Consider the following 18,485-nt stretch of genomic DNA (forward strand, 5'->3'; position numbering starts at 1 on the left):
TTCTAGGCCTGGGTTGAGCCACTTCATTATGGCATATTTCTTAACCATGTATATGCATAAGCAAACCGGGTGGGGGCGCGCGAAGGAAGACGCATGCGGGACGGCGGAGGGCAGGCGGTGACTCTGGAACTGGCCGAGCGCGAAACGGCGCGCGCGACAGCGCCGGCCTATCGCATGCTCTCGGTGGTGGTTCCGGCCTATAACGAAGAGAAGAATGTCCCGGTGCTGTGCGAGCGGCTGCTGGCCGTGCTCGATGGGCTGGGCGTGCCGTTCGAGATCATCCTGGTCAACGACGGCAGCAAGGATAAGACCGGATCGGTCCTGCGCGCGGCCGCGGCAGCGCGCAAGGAGATCAAGGTTATCGAGCTGAAGCGCAATTCCGGCCAGACCGCGGCGATGATGTGCGGCATCGACCATGCGTCGGGCGACGTCATCATCCCAATCGATGCCGATCTGCAGAACGATCCGGCCGACATCCCGGCGCTGCTGGCCAAGATCGATGAGGGCTATGACGTGGTCTCCGGCTGGCGCAAGGACCGCAAGGACGCCGCGATCCGCCGCAACCTGCCGAGCCGCATCGCCAACAAGATCATCTCCCTGGTCTCGCGGGTGCATCTGCACGACTACGGCTGCACCCTGAAGGCCTATCGCCTGGACGTGCTCGACGGTGTGCGCCTCTACGGCGAGATGCATCGGCTCATTCCGGTCTATGCCTCCTGGATGGGGGCGCGGGTCACCGAGATTCCCGTGCGCCACCATCCGCGTTCGCACGGCAAGTCCAATTACGGGCTGGAGCGGGTCGCCAAGATCATCCTCGACCTCATTGTCGTGAAGTTCCTCGACCGGCAGTTCATGAAGCCGATCTACGTGTTCGGCGGCTTCGGCATGCTGTGCCTGGCGGTCTCCGGGCTGGCGGTGATCTGGGCGCTCTATCTGAAGTTCTTCGAGGGGCTCTCGCTGATCCAGACGCCGCTGCCGCTGCTCGCGGTGATGACCTTCGTCACCGGCTTCATGTGCATCCTGATGGGGCTGCTGTCGGAGATCCTGATGCGGACCTATTTCGAATCCCAGGGCAAGACCTCCTACGTGGTCCGCGAGCGCCTGAACTTCGAGCCGACCGATCGGCCCATGGCGGAAAAATCCGTGGCGCGGGCGAAGCAATAGTGTGCGGGCTCGCCGGGTTTGCCGGCCGCGGCGATCGCGGCGACCTGATCCGGATGACCACGGCGCTGGCGCATCGCGGCCCGGACGGCGACGGCTTCCATCACGATCCCGACCGTGCGGTCTTCCTAGGCCATCGTCGGCTCTCGATCCTCGACCTCGCCGGCGGGCACCAGCCCTTCTTCAACGAGGACGGCAAGGTCGCGGTCGTCTACAACGGCGAGATCTACAACCACCGCGAACTCCGCGCCGAGCTGGAAGCCGCCGGGCACCGCTTCAAGAGCGATCATTCCGACACCGAAGTCATCGTGCATGGCTATGAGGAATGGGGCGAGGCCTTGCCCGGCAAGCTCAACGGCATGTTCGCCTTCGCCGCCTATGATGCCGTGCGCGGCCGGATCTTCCTGGCCCGCGACCGCTTCGGCGAGAAACCGCTCTATTACACGCAGCAGAACGGGGTCTTCGCCTTCGCCAGCGAGGTGACCGGACTGGCCGCGCATGCCGATCTCCGCTTCTCGATCGATCGCCTCGGCCTGCAGAAATTCCTGGCGCATGGCTTCACCCCGGCGCCGAACACGATCTATGCCGAATGCTGCAAGCTCCCGGCCGGCCATGCCGCGACCTATGATCTCGCCACGCGCGCTCTCGACATCCACCGCTATTGGCGCTTCACGCTCGATCCGGACGAGAGCCTCTCCGCCGCGGACGAGCCGCGCCTGGCCGAGGAGCTCAAGCATCTGTTCTTCCAGTCGGTGCAGCGGCGGCTGATCAGCGACGTGCCGCTCGGTCTGTTCCTGAGCGGCGGCGTCGATTCCACCGCCAGCGTCGCCGCCGCCGCGGCCTGTCGTCCGGCGGATTCGATCGACACCTTCGCGATCGGATTCAGCGATCCGTCCTTCGATGAATCGGAGCATTCCCGGCGCGCCGCGGCGCATTACGGCACCCGGCATCACGAGCAGGTGCTCGACCTGGAGACGGCGAAGGATCTGATGGGCCCGGTGCTCGGCCGGCTCGACGAGCCGCTAGGCGATGCCTCGATCCTGCCGACCTACATGGTGTCGCGTTTCGCGCGCGCCCGGGTGACGGTGGCGCTGTCCGGTGACGGCGGCGACGAGCTCTTCGCCGGCTATGATCCCTTCAAGGCCTTGCTGCCGGCGCGGCTCTACGCGAGCCTGATGCCGGGGGCGCTGCACGGCGGCTTGCGGCGGCTGGCCGACCTGCTGCCGATCTCGCGCCGGAACATGAGCCTGGACTTCAAGCTGAAGCGGTTCCTCGGCGGCCTTTCCTATGCACCGCCGTTCTGGAATCCGGTCTGGCTGGCACCGGTCGAGCCCAAGGACATGGCCGATCTGCTCGTCGACAGCGCGAGTATCGAAGAGGTCTACAGCGAGGCCCTGGCCTGCTGGGCGAGCACGAAGAGCGCGAATCTCATCGACAAGACGCTCGCCTTCTACACCAACTTCTATCTCCAGGATGATATCCTGATGAAGGTCGATCGCGCCGCCATGATGAACGGGCTCGAGACCAGGGCTACATTCCTCGACAACGATCTGGTGGCGTTTTGCGAGCGACTGCCGGCGCGGTTCAAGTTCGCCGGCGGAAAGGGAAAGTATCTCTTGCGAAAAGCCTTGCGCGGCGTGGTGCCGGATGCCGTGCTCGACCGCCCGAAGAAGGGCTTCGGCGTGCCGATCTCGCGCTGGCTGCGCGAGCTGCCGGCGCCGCGCGGCGATATCGCCGGCTTCAAGCCCGGCGCCTTCAACCGGCTCTGGTGCGAGCATGCGGGGGGCGAGGCCGACCATCGCCTGGCGCTGTGGAGCGGGCTCAGCCTGGAGCAGCATCTTTCAGGCATGGAACGGATGCGCGGCGCGACCATCACGGCGGGGGCGGCATGAGCGGCGGCAGCGATCGCCTCGGCTCGCCGGACCGCTTCGGCTATGAGTGGAACGAGTATTCGGAGCTGCGGCCCGAATACGAGGAGCAGTTCCGGCGCTGGACCGTGGTCATCCCCGAGGCCGACTGGAAGGGCAAGCGCTTCCTCGACGTCGGCTGCGGCATGGGCCGCAACAGCCATTGGCCGATGACCTATGGCGCCGCCGGCGGCGCCTCGATCGATGTGGACGATCGCTCGCTGGCCTCGGCACGGCGGACACTGGCGGCCTGGCCCGCGGTCGAAGTCCAGAAGATGAGCGCCTATGAGATCGGTTTCGAGGACGCGTTCGACATCGCCTTCTCGATCGGCGTCATCCACCATCTCGCCGAGCCCGCGCGCGCCCTGGCGCAGATGGTGAAGGCGGCGAAGCCCGGCGGCCGGGTGATGATCTGGGTCTATGGCTACGAGAACAACGAGTGGATCGTGCGCTGGTTCGATCCGCTGCGAAAGCTGCTGTTCGCCCGCCTGCCGGTCGGGGTCACGCATTTCCTCTCGACCGTGCTGACCGCGATCCTCTGGCTGCTGCTGCGGCTGGGATTAAACCGGCTGGAGTATTTCCGCCTGATCCGCGGCTTCACCTTCCGCCATCTGCGCAGCATCGTCTTCGACCAGATGCTGCCGCGGATCGCCAATTACTGGCGTCGCGACGAGGTGGAAGCGCTGATGAAGCAGGCCGGCCTCACCGAGATCCGGGTCGAGCCGGTCAACAACATGTCCTGGAGCGCGGTCGGCGTCAGGCCTATTTCCTGAGGTGCTCGTTCAGTCGCGGCATCAGCTCGACCAGGTTGCAGGGGCGCAGCCGGTTGTCGAGCTGGAGCTTCAGGATCTGCTCCCAGCCGTCGCGCGCGGCACTGGGCGAGCCGGGCAGGGCGAACAGATAGGTGGCGTTGGCGACGCCGCCCACGGCCCGCGACTGGATCGTCGAGGTGCCGATCTTCTCATAGGAGAGCCAGCGGAACAGCTCGCCGAAGCCGTCGATCTTCTTCTCGAACACGCTCTCGAAAGCTTCCGGCGTCACGTCGCGGCCGGTGACGCCGGTGCCACCGGTGGAGATCACCACGTCGATCTCCGGATCGGCGATCCAGGCCTTGAGCTGGGCGACGATCGCCGCCTGCTCGTCCTTCACGATGGTGCGGGCCTTGAGCAGGTGGCCGTCGCGCGCGATCAGATCGACCAAAGCCTGGCCCGAGGTATCATTCGCCTCGGTCCTGGAATCGGAAACCGTCATCACTGCGATATGGACGGGCTTGAACGGCCGCGTCTCGTCGATCTTCGCCATGGTATTTGAATCCAAACCGCCGCGAGAGCGGTGACGCACCCCTTAGTTGGAGGCGGCCGTCACCTTCTCATCCTGGCGATCATAGATCGGCGAGGCGCCGGAGGCCACCGCGTCGAGCGTGGAGGTCGATTGGCCCAGCCGGTTCTGGTAGATCCAGTAGTTGGCCATCACGCGCTCGATGAACAGCCGGGTTTCCCGTGAGGGAATGCTCTCGATGAAGTACAGCGGATCGTCATCGACATGCCGGCTGGAGGCCTTCCACTTCTGCAGGTTGCCGGGGCCGGCGTTGTAGGCCGCGGCCAGCATGAACAGGTTGTTGCCGACCGTGTCCATCTTCAGCAGCTTGTCGATATACTTCTGGCCGATGCTGATCGAGACCTTAGGGTCGCGCAGGTTGGGCTTCTTCTCGCCGCTGGTCAGCGTCGCCGTCTGCGGCATCAGCTGCATCAGGCCGACCGCGCCGGCCTGGCTGGTGGCATTCGGGTTGAACCCCGATTCCTGGCGCATTACGGCGAACAGCAGCGCGCGATCGACGACGTAGCCGGTTTCCGGCACCCAACCGGGAATCGGATACATCGCCGCGTCGATGAACTCCTCGCCCTTCAGCAGGCGCCGGTTGCCGATCTTGACCGCGAGCGAAGGCAGGCCCGCGGCCTGCGAGACGGCCAGCAGCGCATCGTCCATCTCGCCGTCGGAATCGCCGCTGAGCACCAGCAGCTCCTTCTCGGCCGCGCCGATCTTGCCGACCTGGATCAGCGAGAGCGCGCGCTTGCCAGCGCCCGACCGCATCAGCTTGGACCGATCGGAGATGCTGAGGTCATGCACTGCCCAGTCGTAGACCGGGTCGATGCCGAGCGCGCGCTGGGCGAGCTGGCCGTAGAAGGTGCGCGGATACTTGCTGGCTTCCTTGAGCCAGTGGCTGACCTGCTCGGGACGCTGGGCACGCAAATAGGCGCGCGCCGCCCAGAAGGCGGCCGCGGCGCGGTCCCAGGAGGAGGAGTCCTTCAGCCCGGCCGCCTTGGTGAAGTTGGTGGCGGCGTCGGTGAACTTCTTCGAGCGCCAGTTCTCCAGGCCCCACTGCCAGTAGCCGCTGTCCGCGGTCGAGGCCTCGTCCGGGGAACCGGTCCGGGTGATCGAGGCTTGCGGCTTGGTCGGGCTTTCGGCGCCCTTGCGGAGGGCCAGCTGGTAGATCTGTTCCGCATCCGGCTGGGCGGCATACTGCTTCAGCCAGTCGGCGAGTTCCTTCGCCGAGCTCTTGTAGCCGCGCGAGAGATAACGGTCCGCCAGGACGTGGCCCAGCAGCGACTGATCGGTCAATTCCGAGATCAGCTTGTCGGCGTCACGATAGTCGCCCGAGGCTTGGAGCTTGAAAATCTGCCGGTAGCGGTCGGCGTTGATCGGCTCCAGGGGCTCCGGCAGGGAAGAGCGGGCGCCGGGGGTGTTGAAATCGTCGCCAGGCAGGGCCGCGGTCGCTTCCTGCGCCCAGGCCGGTCGCCCGACGGCTACGCTCGCCGTGAGCAACATCGCCACCATCGCGGTCGACGCCAAAGCCAAGCGTCCGCCGCGCTGTGCACGGTCTAGCTTCAAGGTATGCCCCCTTGAAAGGTCGCCCCCGGCCCATCCAGAGGTCTGCGTTTTCTTAACGAATGGTTTCTAATTCGGGTTCCGCTTTAGACGACGATGTCTTGCATGTCCAGAAAATTTGCCGTGTCCAATCAATAGATATGGCGTCGTGATATGCCGCACCCACCATATGTTGATTGATCCACCGATTTTTCGCCCGATTTATCCACAGGAAAAGTGTTAAGAAACGGCCTTCTACGGGCCGAATTTGGTTAATTTCAGGATGAGTCGCGGCGATTTCCGGGCAGCGCAGCCGGCCGCCCCGAGCGTCAGGCGCCGAGCGCGTCGAGCCGGACCCGAAGCTTCAGCAGATCGCGCCAAGCCTCGCGTTTGAGCTCCGGTTGCCGGAGCAGATAGGCCGGATGGAAGATCGGCAGGGCCGGGATCGGCTGGTCGAGCCCATCCGATCGATAGTCGAACCACTTGCCGCGGAGCCGGGTGATGCCATCGGTGGTGCCGAGCAGCATCTGGGCCGAAGAGCCGCCGACCAGGACCAGCACCTTCGGCCGGATCAACTCTATATGTCTGAGGACGAAGGGCTGCTGCGCGGCCAATTCGGCCTCGGTCGGCTTGCGGTTGCCCGGCGGCCGCCAGAAGCAGACATTCGTTATATAGAAGGTGCTGCGGTCATAGCCGATCGCCGCCATCATCCGGTCCAGCAGTTGGCCGGAGACCCCGACGAAGGGCAGGCCCTGCCGGTCTTCGTCCGCGCCCGGCGCTTCGCCGACCAGCATCACCTCGGCTTTCGGGTTTCCGTCTGCAAAGACCAGATTGGTCGCCGTCTTGCGCAACGAAACCCCGTCGTAACGGGCGAGGGCGGCTTTCAGGTCTTCCAGGCTGGCGGCGCTGCGGGCGGAATCCCGCGCGCTTTCGATCGCCGCCTGGTCCATCGGCCCGAGTTTGCGGAGATCGATCCGGGGCGACCCCGGCTTGGCGGCCGCCGGCGGCGGCGGCGGTGCGGCAGGCCTCTCTGAGACGACGGGGCGGGGCGCCTCGCTGAAGCCGGGCTGCGGGCGGAGCAGTACGGCCGGCGCCGCCGTCGCGCCGAGGCGGCTTTGCGGCGTCGATTCAATAGCTTCGTCGGCACCCCACTCGATATAGAGCTTGAGTAGTGCGAGGGATTCGCCAGAGGTTTGGAGTGTCAGCGGGTCGCCCATGCGGGGAAGCTAGCACCCGGCCGGAGGGTTTGCATCACCCGGCACCGGGGGTGTAAGCAGCCCGCAAATGAGTCTTGGGAGGGGTTCATGGATCGCGAAGTGATGGAATACGACGTGGTGATCGTCGGCGGTGGGCCCGCCGGCTTGAGCGCCGCGATCCGCTTGAAGCAGCTCGCCGCGGAAGCGGGCCGGGAAGTTTCCGTCGTCGTGCTCGAGAAGGGCTCCGAGGCCGGCGCACATATATTGTCCGGCGCAGTCATGGACCCGCGCGCCATCACCGAGCTCTTCCCGAACTGGAAGGAGCTGGGCGCGCCGCTCAATCAGCCGGTGACCGAGGACCGCTTCCTGTTCCTCACCACCGAGCAGAATTCCTTCCGCCTGCCCAACATCTTCCTGCCGAAGACGCTGCATAACGAAGGCAACTACATCGTCAGCCTCGGCAACGTCACGCGCTGGCTGGCGCAACAGGCCGAGGTGCTGGGCGTCGAGATCTTCCCGGGCTTCGCCGCCACCGATATTCTCTGGGACGATGCTCGGCAAAAGGTGCTGGGCGTCATCACCGACGACAAGGGCCGCGCCAAGGACGGCAGTGAGAAGCCGGACTTCCAGCCCGGCATGGCGCTGACCGGCAAATACACTTTGTTCGCCGAAGGCTGCCGCGGCCATCTCGGCAAGCGCCTGATCGCGCATTTCAATCTCGCCGAGGGCCGCGACCCGCAGAGCTATTCGATCGGCATCAAGGAGCTCTGGGATATCGACCCGGCCAAGCACGAGCCCGGCCTGGTCATGCACACGGCCGGCTGGCCGGTGACCACCGACGTCTACGGCGGCTCCTTCCTCTATCACTGTGAGAACAACCAGGTTGCGGTCGGCTACGTGGTCGGCCTGGGCTATGCGAACCCGTACCTCAACCCGTTCGAGGAGTTCCAGCGCTACAAGCACCATCCGCAGGTGGCGCAGTTCCTGGAAGGCGGCCGCCGCGTCGCCTACGGCGCCCGCGCGATCGTCACCGGCGGCGTCCAGGCCCTGCCGAAGCTGGTCTTCCCCGGCGGCGCTCTCATCGGCGACGATGCCGGCTTCCTGAACGTGCCGAAGATCAAGGGCAGCCATGCCGCGATCAAAACCGGCATGCTCGGCGCCGAGGCCGCCTTTGCCGCGCTGGGCGAGGACCGTGCCCATGACGAGCTCGTTTCCTATCCGAAGGCCTTCGAATCTTCCTGGCTGCATGACGAGCTCTGGCGCGCCCGCAACTTCAAGCCCTGGATGAACAAGGGCCTGCTGATCGGCACCTTGATGGCCGGCATGGACCAGAAGCTGTTCGGCGGCAAGGCGCCCTGGACCCTTCACGCGCACAAGACCGATGCGCAGAAGACCAAGCCGGCGCGGGAATGCAAGCCGATCGTCTATCCGAAGCCGGACGGCAAGCTTTCCTTCGACCGCCTCTCCTCGGTGTTCCTGTCGAGCACCAACCACGAGGAGAACCAGCCGGTCCATCTGACGCTGAAGGACCCGAGCGTTCCGATCAAGACCAACCTCGCGATCTACGACGCGCCGGAGCAGCGGTACTGCCCGGCCGGGGTCTACGAGATCGTGCGCGAAGGCGACGGCTCCAACCCGCGGCTGCAGATCAACGCGCAGAACTGCGTCCACTGCAAGACCTGCGACATCAAGGACCCGACCCAGAACATCGTCTGGGTCAACCCCGAAGGCGGCGGCGGCCCGAACTACCCGAACATGTAGCTCGCGATGCCTGATCCGTCGGGATAAACTGCTCCTGGAGACCACGGCTGGAGCAGGGAAGAGCGGTGGGTTACTTTGAGAGACATGCCGACCAGTTAGCAAGTATGCCGTTCAAGAAGGACGGGCAGGGGCGCGATCTATTTTTTCCTCACGGCTGGCTAGGCAAGGGACGCATTCTCCCCGGCCCATGGGGGTGCTGTCATCTTCCGCACTAAGCTCGCCCGCTTTTATCGCAAATTGTTCACGATGCAGATGTACGTCCTCCCCGTGTTAATGGTGGTGCTCTTCGCTCTGGTCAATGTCGGTCTTCCCTACGCCTCAATTGCTTACGTCTTCTTTGGCACGATACTAGCCGCCGCTGCTGTTTCGGGCGTAGGAACGGAGCTCTACCTGCGACGCCTGACTTCGGGCTATGCGATCTCCGACGAGCGCATGAGCTACGCCGAGCACGTGCGCAACAGCGCCCGCGCCTTTGGCTACGCCCAACTGGTGCTAGGCGCGTTGATAAGCCTGGTATTCGTCGCGCCCTGCGTGATTCGCCTTTTCCATGGCCATCTCGACATGCTTACCCTCGTCATCGCACTCTTGTTTGGCTGGGGTTTCATAAATGTCGTTTCGGTAATCGTCTCGAAACTTCGCGGCGCTTAGCGCAGTACCCCGCCGGCACGTAGGAACGATCGGCCGCTCCGCCGGTTGATTTTCGGGTCAACCGGAGCCGGCGCGGCACGCATGCAGGGCGATCTCAAATTTTCGCAGGAATGGACCGAGACCTTGCGCCATGTCGCAGGGTCGAAGAGCGCCTCGATCCTGAAGCATACGGCGATGGGCTGGTGGGAGGACCGGTGCTTGAGCATGGGCGCCGCGATCGCCTTCTATGCGATCTTCTCGCTGGCGCCGGTGCTGCTGATCGTGATCGCGATCGGCGGGCTGGTGTTCGGCGGCGACGTCGCGCAGACCGCGGTGCTGGCGCAGTTCGGCGGATTGATCGGTCAGTCGGGCGCCGAGGCCGTCGCCAAGATCCTGGCCAGCGCCAGCAACTTCGGCTCGGGCCTGCTCGGCACCGCGATCGGCCTCGGCACCTTCCTGGTGACCGCGAGCGGCGCCTTCGGCGAGCTGCAGGCCGACCTCAACGCGATCTGGCGCGCGCCGCCGCCGAAATATTCCAGCGTCGTCGCCTTCCTGGTCGCGCGGCTGCTGAGCTTCGCGATGATCGCGGTGATCGCCTTCCTGCTGCTGACCTCGCTCACCTTCGACGCCTTGTCCTCGGCGGCCAGCCAGTATTTCGCCTGGAAGGACGAGGCGATGCTGGTCGCCGGCGTGAACCTGCTGTTCAGTGTCGCGATGTCGACCGCGCTCTTCGCCTTCATCTTCAAGGTGCTGCCGAGCATCCGCATCTCCTGGCGCAACGTGCTGCCCGGCGCACTGTTGACCGCGGTGTTGTTCGTGCTCGGCAAGTTCGTGATCGGCTTCTATCTCGGCCGCAGCAACATCGCGACAACTTACGGCGCAGCCGCGTCGGTCATCACCCTGATGCTCTGGGTCTATTACTCGGCGCAGATCTTGTTGTTCGGCGCCGAGTTCGTCAGAGCCTATACCGAAAGGAAGAAACAGCCGGTACGGCGGGAAGCCAAGCGGATCTAGTTGCCGGTCCCGGCGCCGCCGGCACCTGTGCCGGTGCCGGACGTACCCGGCGCACCCGAGGCACCCGTTCCCGTGTTGGCCGGTGGAATGATGGTCACCGGGACGCCGTTCACCGTGCCGTTCGGCGCGGTGACGGCATTGGGGCTGACCGTCCCGTTCGGCGTGACCGTGTTGCCGGAATTGAGGCTGCCCGGCGACTGCACGGTGTTGGAGCCGGCGCTGTTCGGGATGGTGGTGCCGCTGTTCATCTGCTGCGCCTGGTCGATGCAGGCGGCGCGCAGGCCGGGCAGCAGGCTCTGGCAGTTGGTGCCCGGCGGATAGGTCTGGGCCGCGGCGGAACCCGCCGCCACGATCGCGCAAAGCGCACAAGCCGCGCCGAACAAGGCGTCCCGAGTCATGGTGTTCATTTTCGGTCTCCTGCGGGTCAACGAGGCGCGCCGGGCGCGCCACAATCTCTCCAGCAGTCAACCGGTGTCGGAAAGCAGGGTTCCGAATCTCAAGGCAGGACCTCGAAGGCGAGGAATTGCGTGATCTGCAGCGGATTGAAGTTGTTGTCGGAGACCAGCACCAGGCTGCGATGGCCGTTGGGCAGATCGGGGCCGAAGCTCATCCCTTCGATATTGTCGATCCGCTGCAAGGCCGGGGGAGCCGAGCTCCGGCAAGACGTCGAGATTGAGGATCAGGCGTTTGCTCAGCGGGCGATAGTCGGCGCCGACCAGCGATTCCAGAGCAGAGACATCGGTCGCCCCGGCGGCATAAGCTTCATAGAGCCGGATGTGCAAGGTCCAGAGCAGGCCGCCTTCATTGACGCCGGACCGCTCGAGCACCAGCAGCCGGTCGTCGTCCAGCGCAAGAATCTCGCTGACCCCGTTGTCGCTGCCGGCGCCGGCGGTCTCGGCCTGGATCGGGTCGAGCGGATAGGCGTATTGAGCGACCAGCTTGCCACCCGGGTCGAACTTGGTGAAGCGTGCCACCGCACCCGCGTCGACCGTCGCGGCCGGCCCGTCCTGATAGAGCGCCGATTCCATCGCCACCCAAAGCGCATCGCCCTTCGGGGTGACGCCCAGGCCTTCGAATGCATTGTTGTTGCGAGGGCCGGTCTGCGGCTCCGGATGGATGTCGAACATCGAGGGCAGCTTGAGCGCACCCAGATAGACGCCGTTGAGTTGGCTCCTGCGGACGAAAGGTGCCAAGCCGCGCTTGCGGTCGCCTTCGCTGCTCCACCAAAGCCCGCCACCCACGGGGTCGAAACGAATCGATTCCGGATCCGGCACTTCGCCCCCGGTCTTGGCATCGGGGAAGAGGCTGCCGTCCGGCTGACCGAAGGTGGTCATGTGGAAGAAGGTAACCTTGGGGGTCCCTTTCTTCAGCTCGATGGTCGCCTGATAGAAACGGGCCGGTGCATGCTCGGACCGGTCGTCGCTGACCAGGACCCAGCTGCCGTATTCCCGACTGTAGTCGAGGCCGGACAGCCCGCCGACCAGGGCGCCGAGCACCTGCTGGTCATTGGGAATGGTGGCGGCGCCGAAGAAGCGGAGGGATGCGATCGTGGTCGGGCCGGTCCAGGGATCCTCGGGATGCAGAGTCAGGGCTTCGTCGGCGACCGCCGTCGCGCCCACGAAGGCGAGCAGGCTGGCAGCGAGCAGCAGCGTTCGGCCGGACATCTCCATGCTCCTTGTTCGCCCCACGGAGAAAAGCAGATCAAGCGTGACAGGGTGGTGACGACCCCTGTTTCACCGGGCCTGCGGATTTGCTACAGCTTCAGGGGAACGCACTTTACGGGAAACCCTCATGAAACGCCTGGACCAGAAACTGGCCCGCATCCGCGCCGGCAAGTACAAGCCGACTGACTTCATCATCGCAGATGCGAAAGACGGCGACATGGGGCCGAGCCTGACCTCCAGCGGTCCCAACCGCGGCAAGGACGGTAGCTGGACGAGGGTACGCACCCGGGCGGAGTTCCTGGACCAGATCCGCGCCATAGTGAAGCAGGACATCCTCGACATCATGCTGATGTCGGCCTCCAACGCCGAGGTCCTGCACGGCGAGAAGCTGTTCCAGAAGAGTGCCGTCACCTCGGCGATCCGCGCCAACGACACGACCTGCGTCTGGCGGATGCGCGGTGCCGCCTATCACCATACCGCCTCGATCCCGTTCCGCAGCGCCAACCTGCCGCGCGTCATGTACGGCACGGCGAAGGCGCCGGCGGGCAAGCGGGCGGCGAAGGGTCCCGATCTCGGCCTCTACTCGATCACCTTCAACAACGACATCGAAGCCGATGTCCGCTCGCTGGAGGCTTTCAACCAGTTCCGCGCCGATGCTTCGGCGATCGGCTTCCGCTACTTCCTCGAGGTCTTCAACCCGAATGTCGATAGCGGGATCGCGCCCGATCTGGTGCCGCATTACGTCAACGACGCGATCCTGCGCTGCCTCGCCGGCGTCACCAAGGCGGAGCGGCCGGAATTCCTGAAGATCGCCTATAACGGCCCGAAGGCGCTGGAGGAGCTGGCCTCCTTCGATCCCTCCCTGGTGGTCGGCGTGCTCGGCGGCGGTGCGGGCACCAACCGCGACGCCTTCGAGCTCATCTCCCAGGCCGAGCGCTATGGCGCGCGGGTGGCACTGTTCGGGCGCAAGATCAACCTCGCGGAATCGCCGCTGGAGATGGTGGCGATGCTGCGCCGGGTCGCATCCGGCGTGGTGAAGCCGCTAGAGGCGGTGAAGGCCTATCACGCCGCCTTGCAGAAGAAGGGGATCAAGCCGGATCGTTCGCTCGAGGATGATTCGAAGGTGACCGAAGAGGTCCTGAAAGATGCGGCTGCGTGAGTACAGCCTCTAACGGCGCCGAACGCCGGGGCTTCATCACCGGCGGCTCCTGGTGCGTCGATCGCAACAAGCTGATCGAGTTCTGGCCGGAGGAGGATTCGATCTGCGAGATCCTGTCCGAGGAGCGCCGCAACGGCGGTTCCGGCAGCAATCTCGCGATCGACATGAAGAAGCTCGACCCCGCGATGCCGGTCGAGACCATCGCCATCGTCGGCGACGACGATGACGGCCGCTTCCTCCAGGCCGAGGCCGACTGCTACGGCATCGACCGCCGGCAGATGACGGTGAGCCGCGAAGCGCCGACGCATTACACCGAATGCTTCGGCTCGAAGCGCAGCGGCCGCCGCACCCACATGACCTTCAACGGGGTCGGCGCGCATCTTTCGCCGGATCATTTCGATTTTTCGACGACGCGCGCCCGGATCGCGCATCTCGGCCTGCCGGGCGTGCACCGGACGATGGACGCGCCTTGGCAAAGCGAGGCCAATGGCTGGGTCGCGGTGCTGAAGAAGGCGCGCGCCGCCGGGCTGCTGACCAACATCGAGCTGGTCAGCATCGAGCCGGCGCGGATCGCCGCGCTGGCGCGGCCCTGCCTGCCGCATCTCGACCTCATGGTGGTCAACGATCACGAGATCGGCGCGGTCGCCGGTGAGCAGACCGTGACGGCGCAAGGCACCGATGTCGATGCCTGCATCCGCGCCATGCACATGGTCATGAACCAGAGTACCCTCATCATGGTGGCGGTGCATTTTCCCAAGGGCGGCCTGGCGCTGGTGCGCGGCGGCGAGCTGGTCCGGCAAGCTTCATTGGCCGTGCCGAAGGAGGAAATCGTCGCCGCGAACGGCGCCGGCGATGCTTTCGCGGCCGGCTTTCTCTACGGCTTTCACGAGGGCTGGGAGCCGGCGGAATGCCTGGCGCTGGCCCATGCCACCGCCGGCGCCTCGTTGCGCGGGATCTCCACCAGCGGCACCGTCGAGCCGTGGCAAACCTGTCTGAGCCTGGCCCGCCGATGGGGCTCGCGCGAGGCGATCTGACGCCTTGATACGGCCTTGATTGAGGGGAACATTCGCCGCGCCCCCGGCTTCCTCTAGGGCCCATTCCAGCCGCTGGACCCAATCGTTAACAGGCTTCTATGAATGGGGTCCGGTTCCTGGTAGAACCGCCAAAGGGAAGGCTGTGATCAGCCGTAACAGGGGCCGGATTTCCTTCTCCATGAAAGGATGCCAGATTTTGCCCGCGCTTCGATTTTTCCGCCCGTTGATGTTTGCACTGTTGCCGGCCGCCTTGGCCGCCTGCCAGGCCGGGCATCCGGCCGTCGCCGACAGCGGCCCGACCAATCAGAAGAACTGGTCGCCGGCCGGCCTCTATCTCGCGGGCCAGCACGCGGTCGATTCCGGCGACATGAAGACGGCGGCCGACCTGCTGCCGTTGGCGCTGCAATCGGATCCGAGCAACGGCGCGCTGGCGCAGCAGGCCTTGATCGCGCTGATCAGCGACGGCCGCTTCGCGCCGGCGATCGCGCTGGCCAAGCAGACCAATGAGGCCGACCCGAAGGCGCCGCTGGCCTCGATCATGCTCGCGGTCGATGCGATCCAGCGCGACAAGCCGGCGGAAGCGCGCAGGCTGCTCGACGGCATGGGCGAGGATGCCGTCGGCCGCATCGCCCAGCCGTTGATCCTGGCCTGGCTGGCGCTGGAGGAGGATGGGCTCGACCAGGCGAAGGAGGCCATGAAGCCGGTCACTTCGGTCGATGGCCTGAAGCCGCTGGTCGAATCCCACATTGCGATGATGGAGGTGATCGCCGGCAAGCCGGCCGATGCCGAGAAGCGCTTCGCTGCCCTGATCGCCGACGACCACGTGACCTCGCACGTGGTCGAAGTCTATCTCGACCTGCTGCACCGCCAGGGCAAGGACGAGGAGGCGAAGAAGGTCCTCGCCAAGTTCCGCAGCATGTCGGATGAGATCACCGGCGCCATGTCCGATGTGATGGAGCAGAAGCTGAAGCAGCCGGCGCCGAAGCAGCCGCTGGTCGACAGCGCCGCCAAGGGTGTGGCGGAAGTGCTGTTCGACATCGGCGGGTTGCTGCGCTCCGACAAGCTCAACGGCCAGTCGATCCTGTTCACGCGCCTGGCGCTCTATCTCAACCCGAACCTCGACATCGCCAAGCTGCTGGTCGGCGGCCTGCTGCAGGACGGCAAGCATCTCGAATCCGCGATCGAGTCCTATCGCGGCATCCCGGCGGATTCGCCCTATCACTGGAGTGCGCAGCTGGCGATCGCCGATTGCCTGCGCGACCTGGAGCGCACCGACGAGACCGAGACGCAGCTGCAGGGCTTGGTGACCGCCGAGCCCAAGCGCGCCGAGGCCGCCGTCGCGCTCGGCGATCTCTATCGCAAGGAGAAGCGCTTCGGCGACGCCGCCGCGGCCTATTCGACCGCGATCGATCGAATCGGCGCGCCGCAGCAGAACGACTGGGCGGTGTTCTATTTCCGCGGCACCGCTTACGAGCGCAACAAGCAGTGGGACAAGGCCGAGCCGGACTTCCTGAAGGCGCTCGAGCTCTCGCCCGACCAGCCCTATGTGCTGAACTACCTCGCCTATACCTGGGTCGAGAAGCGCGAGCATCTCGACAAGGCGCTGCCGATGCTGGAGAAGGCGGTCGAGGCGCGGCCCGAGGAAGGCTTCATCGTGGACAGCCTCGGCTGGGCCTATTTCCAGCTCGGCGACTTCAAGAAGGCGGTCGGCTATCTCGAGCGCGCGGTCGAGCTGCAGCCCGACGATCCGGTGCTGAACGACCATCTCGGCGACGCCTATTGGCGGGTCGGGCGCAAGGTCGAGGCGCGCTTCCAGTGGAGCCGCGCGCTCAACTTCAAGCCGGAGCCGGACACGATCGGCCAGATCGAGGACAAGATCGACAAGGGGATGCCCGAGGTCGAGCCCGGCAAGGCCACGCAGCAGGACGGCTGAGTCCTCCCATCGCGCTTCACCTTTCGGCTGCCTCGTCGCTCATGTTCGCCCGCGCCAAGATCAATCTCTATCTCCACGTCCTCGGCCGCCGGCCGGACGGCTTTCATCTGCTGGACAGCCTCGTGGTCTTCGCCGAGACCGGGGATGAAATCGTCGTTGCGCGGAGCGATACCCTGTTGCTGAAGGTCGTCGGCCCGTTCGCCGGCAATCTCGCGGCCGATGACGACAACCTGGTGCTGCGGGCGGCGCGGGGTTTGCGAGATCTCGCCGGCGTCACCCAGGGCGCGGCGATCCTGCTCACCAAGAACCTGCCGGTCGCTTCCGGAATCGGCGGCGGCTCGGCCGATGCCGCCGCCACGCTGCATGCCTTGATGGCGCTCTGGAGAGTGAAGCCGGAGCGCGCGACACTGGAGCGGCTGGCCTTGAGTCTCGGCGCCGATGTCCCGGTCTGCCTCGCCGGCCGGCCGAGCTTCATGGGCGGGATCGGCGAGGAGATCGCGCCGGTCGGGACCCTGCCGGAGGCGCATCTGCTGCTGGTCAATCCCGGGATCGCGACGCCGACCCCGGCGGTGTTCAAGGCAAGGCAGGGCGGCTTCTCGCCGTCGGGCCGCTGGACCGCGCCACCCGCCGATGCCAGGGCGCTGGCCGCGGCGCTGCAGGAACGCGGCAACGACCTGACTGAGGCCGCGATCAGCGTGACGCCGGCGATCCGCGATGTGCTGGCCGCCATCGCCGGCACCGAGCATTGCCTGCTGGCCCGTCTCTCCGGCAGCGGCGCCACCTGTTTCGGCATTTATGCCGAGGCGGGAGAGGCCGAGGCGGCGCGCCGCGCCGTGCTCGCGGCGAACCCCGGCTGGTGGGCGGTGGCGGCGCCGATCGCGCGCTGATTCAACCCGGCGGCGCTTGTCAGCCACGCGGTGCACCCGTACCCTCGCGGCATCGGTTTGACGGGGGAAGCTATGCCTGAAGTATCCGCCGATCTGGAATCCGTGCTGGCCAAGCTCAGGGCCTGTGCCGCGCTGCCGCTGGAGCAGGCGACGGCCATGCCGCCGGAGCTCTATTCCAGCGCCGCGCTCTACGACCGCGAGCTCAAGGAGATCTTCGCCAGGGAATGGCTCTCGCCCGGCCGCGCCGCCGACATCCCCAATCCCGGCGACTACATCTCCTTCGCGATCAACGACCAGCCGGTGTTCTCGATCCGCGGCGACGACGGCAAGATCCGCAGCTTCTCCAATGTCTGCCTGCATCGCATGATGCGCTTGGTGGACGGGAAGGGGAGCTGCACCCGCATCGTCTGCCCGTATCACGCCTGGACCTATGACAACGCCGGGCATCTGCTCGCGGCACCGCATATGAAGAAGTCGCCGGGCTTCAACCCGCGCGACCATGCGCTGCCGGAGATCCGCACCGAGATCTGGGAAGGCTGGATCTACATCACGCTCAACGACCAGGCGCCGAGCGTCGCCGAGTTGCTGGCGCCGCTGCTGCCGGTGGTCGGGCGCTACCAGATGGCCGACTATGTGCACTGCCAGACCGCGGATTTCGTCTGGAGCACCAACTGGAAGCTACTGACCGAGAATTTCATGGAGGGCTATCACCTCCCGGTCGCGCATCGGAAGACCGTCGGCGCCTGGTTTCCTGCCGAGGAAACCGGCTTTCCGGAAGAGCGCCACGAGGCCTTCACCTATCAGACCTTCATCAAGGACCAGACCGCGAAATACGGGCTGGCGCATGCGAACAACACGCGCCTCACCGACCGCTGGCGCTATACCTCGGTGATGCCCACGGTGTTCCCGACGCATATGTATGTGCTGGCGCCGGATCACCTCTGGTATCTCTCGCTGCGGCCGAAGTCGCTGGGCGAAGTGCATTTGCGCTTCGGCTACGCGCTGGCGCCCGAGGTCTATGAAAGCCTCGAGGACAAGGACGCCTTCATCGCCGAGACCAACGCCTTCTTCGACCGCGTCAACGACGAGGACCGCCTGGTCACTGAAGGCATCTACCAGGGTTCCCGCGCGCCGCTGGCCAAAGGCGGGCGCCTCTCCTGGCTGGAACGCGAGATCCACGACTTCATGCAGTACCTGCTGCGGCGCTTGGACAGCGGCGAGACCGAGAGCCAACCGCGGCCTAAGCTCAGCGTCGCGCGGTAACCCCGAACCATTTT

Annotated in this window: 16 protein-coding genes and 1 pseudogene; 11 read left to right on the forward strand and 6 right to left on the reverse strand. The window is 65.6% G+C overall.

Annotated elements, in window-relative coordinates; all coding sequences use genetic code 11:
• Positions 1–93 precede the first annotated feature (93 nt).
• From ACH2CY_RS04405 to ACH2CY_RS04415, 3 genes are read left to right on the forward strand one after another with little or no spacing between them, the layout of a single operon-like run.
• Positions 94–1,164, forward strand: a complete 1,071-nt coding sequence (locus tag ACH2CY_RS04405) for a glycosyltransferase family 2 protein (RefSeq protein ID WP_395016354.1) — start codon at positions 94–96, stop codon at positions 1,162–1,164.
• The gene (gene asnB, locus ACH2CY_RS04410) at positions 1,164–3,053 is read left to right on the forward strand and encodes an asparagine synthase (glutamine-hydrolyzing) (protein ID WP_395016356.1); all 1,890 of its coding nucleotides are present in this window, start codon (positions 1,164–1,166) and stop codon (positions 3,051–3,053) included. The genes ACH2CY_RS04405 and asnB overlap by 1 nt, the downstream gene beginning before the upstream one ends.
• Positions 3,050–3,841, forward strand: a complete 792-nt coding sequence (locus ACH2CY_RS04415) for a class I SAM-dependent methyltransferase (protein WP_395016358.1) — start codon at positions 3,050–3,052, stop codon at positions 3,839–3,841. The genes asnB and ACH2CY_RS04415 overlap by 4 nt, the downstream gene beginning before the upstream one ends.
• Here ACH2CY_RS04415 and moaB read toward each other — a convergent pair.
• The 3 genes from moaB to ACH2CY_RS04430 form a co-directional block, all read right to left on the reverse strand.
• Complete coding sequence (moaB, locus tag ACH2CY_RS04420; protein ID WP_395016360.1) at positions 3,831–4,370, reverse strand: molybdenum cofactor biosynthesis protein B; 540 nt, start codon at positions 4,368–4,370, stop codon at positions 3,831–3,833. The genes ACH2CY_RS04415 and moaB overlap by 11 nt on opposite strands.
• A 42-nt stretch (positions 4,371–4,412) precedes the next feature.
• Entirely contained in the window at positions 4,413–5,957 is a 1,545-nt protein-coding gene (locus ACH2CY_RS04425) for a lytic transglycosylase domain-containing protein (RefSeq protein WP_395016362.1), read from the reverse strand.
• Positions 5,958–6,262: 305 nt separating this feature from the next.
• Entirely contained in the window at positions 6,263–7,150 is an 888-nt protein-coding gene (locus tag ACH2CY_RS04430; protein WP_395016363.1) for a uracil-DNA glycosylase family protein, read from the reverse strand.
• 87 nt (positions 7,151–7,237) lie between these two features.
• Here ACH2CY_RS04430 and ACH2CY_RS04435 point away from each other — a divergent pair, with 87 nt between their 5' ends.
• The 3 genes from ACH2CY_RS04435 (at position 7,238) to ACH2CY_RS04445 (ending at position 10,531) form a co-directional block, all read left to right on the forward strand.
• Positions 7,238–8,890, forward strand: a complete 1,653-nt coding sequence (locus tag ACH2CY_RS04435; protein WP_395016365.1) for an electron transfer flavoprotein-ubiquinone oxidoreductase — start codon at positions 7,238–7,240, stop codon at positions 8,888–8,890.
• 246 nt (positions 8,891–9,136) lie between these two features.
• On the forward strand, positions 9,137–9,538 hold the full coding sequence (locus ACH2CY_RS04440; protein ID WP_395016368.1) for a hypothetical protein: 402 nt from the start codon (positions 9,137–9,139) through the stop codon (positions 9,536–9,538).
• An 81-nt stretch (positions 9,539–9,619) separates the two neighbouring features.
• Complete coding sequence (locus ACH2CY_RS04445) at positions 9,620–10,531, forward strand: YihY/virulence factor BrkB family protein (protein WP_395016370.1); 912 nt, start codon at positions 9,620–9,622, stop codon at positions 10,529–10,531.
• Here the strand turns inward: ACH2CY_RS04445 and ACH2CY_RS04450 are convergent.
• From ACH2CY_RS04450 to ACH2CY_RS04460, 3 genes and pseudogenes are all read right to left on the reverse strand, one after another.
• Positions 10,528–10,938: a hypothetical protein gene (locus ACH2CY_RS04450; RefSeq protein WP_395016373.1), complete on the reverse strand. Its 411-nt coding sequence runs from the start codon at positions 10,936–10,938 to the stop codon at positions 10,528–10,530. The two genes, ACH2CY_RS04445 and ACH2CY_RS04450, sit on opposite strands and share 4 nt — an antisense overlap.
• 89 nt (positions 10,939–11,027) lie before the next feature.
• Positions 11,028–11,141, reverse strand: a complete 114-nt coding sequence (locus ACH2CY_RS04455; RefSeq protein ID WP_395016561.1) for a hypothetical protein — start codon at positions 11,139–11,141, stop codon at positions 11,028–11,030.
• A gap of 61 nt (positions 11,142–11,202) precedes the next feature.
• Positions 11,203–12,201, reverse strand: a pseudogene (locus ACH2CY_RS04460) (esterase-like activity of phytase family protein); the annotation flags it as partial.
• Positions 12,202–12,322: 121 nt separating this feature from the next.
• On the opposite strand from ACH2CY_RS04460, the gene ACH2CY_RS04465 reads away from it, so the two are divergent.
• The 5 genes from ACH2CY_RS04465 to ACH2CY_RS04485 all read left to right on the forward strand — a co-directional run bounded on the left by ACH2CY_RS04465 (position 12,323) and on the right by ACH2CY_RS04485 (position 18,471).
• Positions 12,323–13,354 carry a hypothetical protein gene (locus ACH2CY_RS04465; RefSeq protein ID WP_395016374.1) on the forward strand — a complete coding sequence of 344 codons (1,032 nt, stop codon included), beginning with the start codon at positions 12,323–12,325 and terminating at the stop codon, positions 13,352–13,354.
• Entirely contained in the window at positions 13,351–14,388 is a 1,038-nt protein-coding gene (locus tag ACH2CY_RS04470; RefSeq protein WP_395016377.1) for a carbohydrate kinase family protein, read from the forward strand. The genes ACH2CY_RS04465 and ACH2CY_RS04470 overlap by 4 nt, the downstream gene beginning before the upstream one ends.
• Positions 14,389–14,614: 226 nt before the next feature.
• Entirely contained in the window at positions 14,615–16,321 is a 1,707-nt protein-coding gene (locus tag ACH2CY_RS04475) for a tetratricopeptide repeat protein (protein WP_395016379.1), read from the forward strand.
• A 41-nt stretch (positions 16,322–16,362) separates the two neighbouring features.
• On the forward strand, positions 16,363–17,208 hold the full coding sequence (locus ACH2CY_RS04480) for a 4-(cytidine 5'-diphospho)-2-C-methyl-D-erythritol kinase (RefSeq protein WP_395016381.1): 846 nt from the start codon (positions 16,363–16,365) through the stop codon (positions 17,206–17,208).
• A gap of 72 nt (positions 17,209–17,280) precedes the next feature.
• Positions 17,281–18,471, forward strand: a complete 1,191-nt coding sequence (locus ACH2CY_RS04485; RefSeq protein WP_395016383.1) for an SRPBCC family protein — start codon at positions 17,281–17,283, stop codon at positions 18,469–18,471.
• Positions 18,472–18,485: the final 14 nt, after the last annotated feature.

The organism is Dongia sp., assembly GCF_041905885.1.
Classification (GTDB): domain Bacteria; phylum Pseudomonadota; class Alphaproteobacteria; order Dongiales; family Dongiaceae; genus Dongia.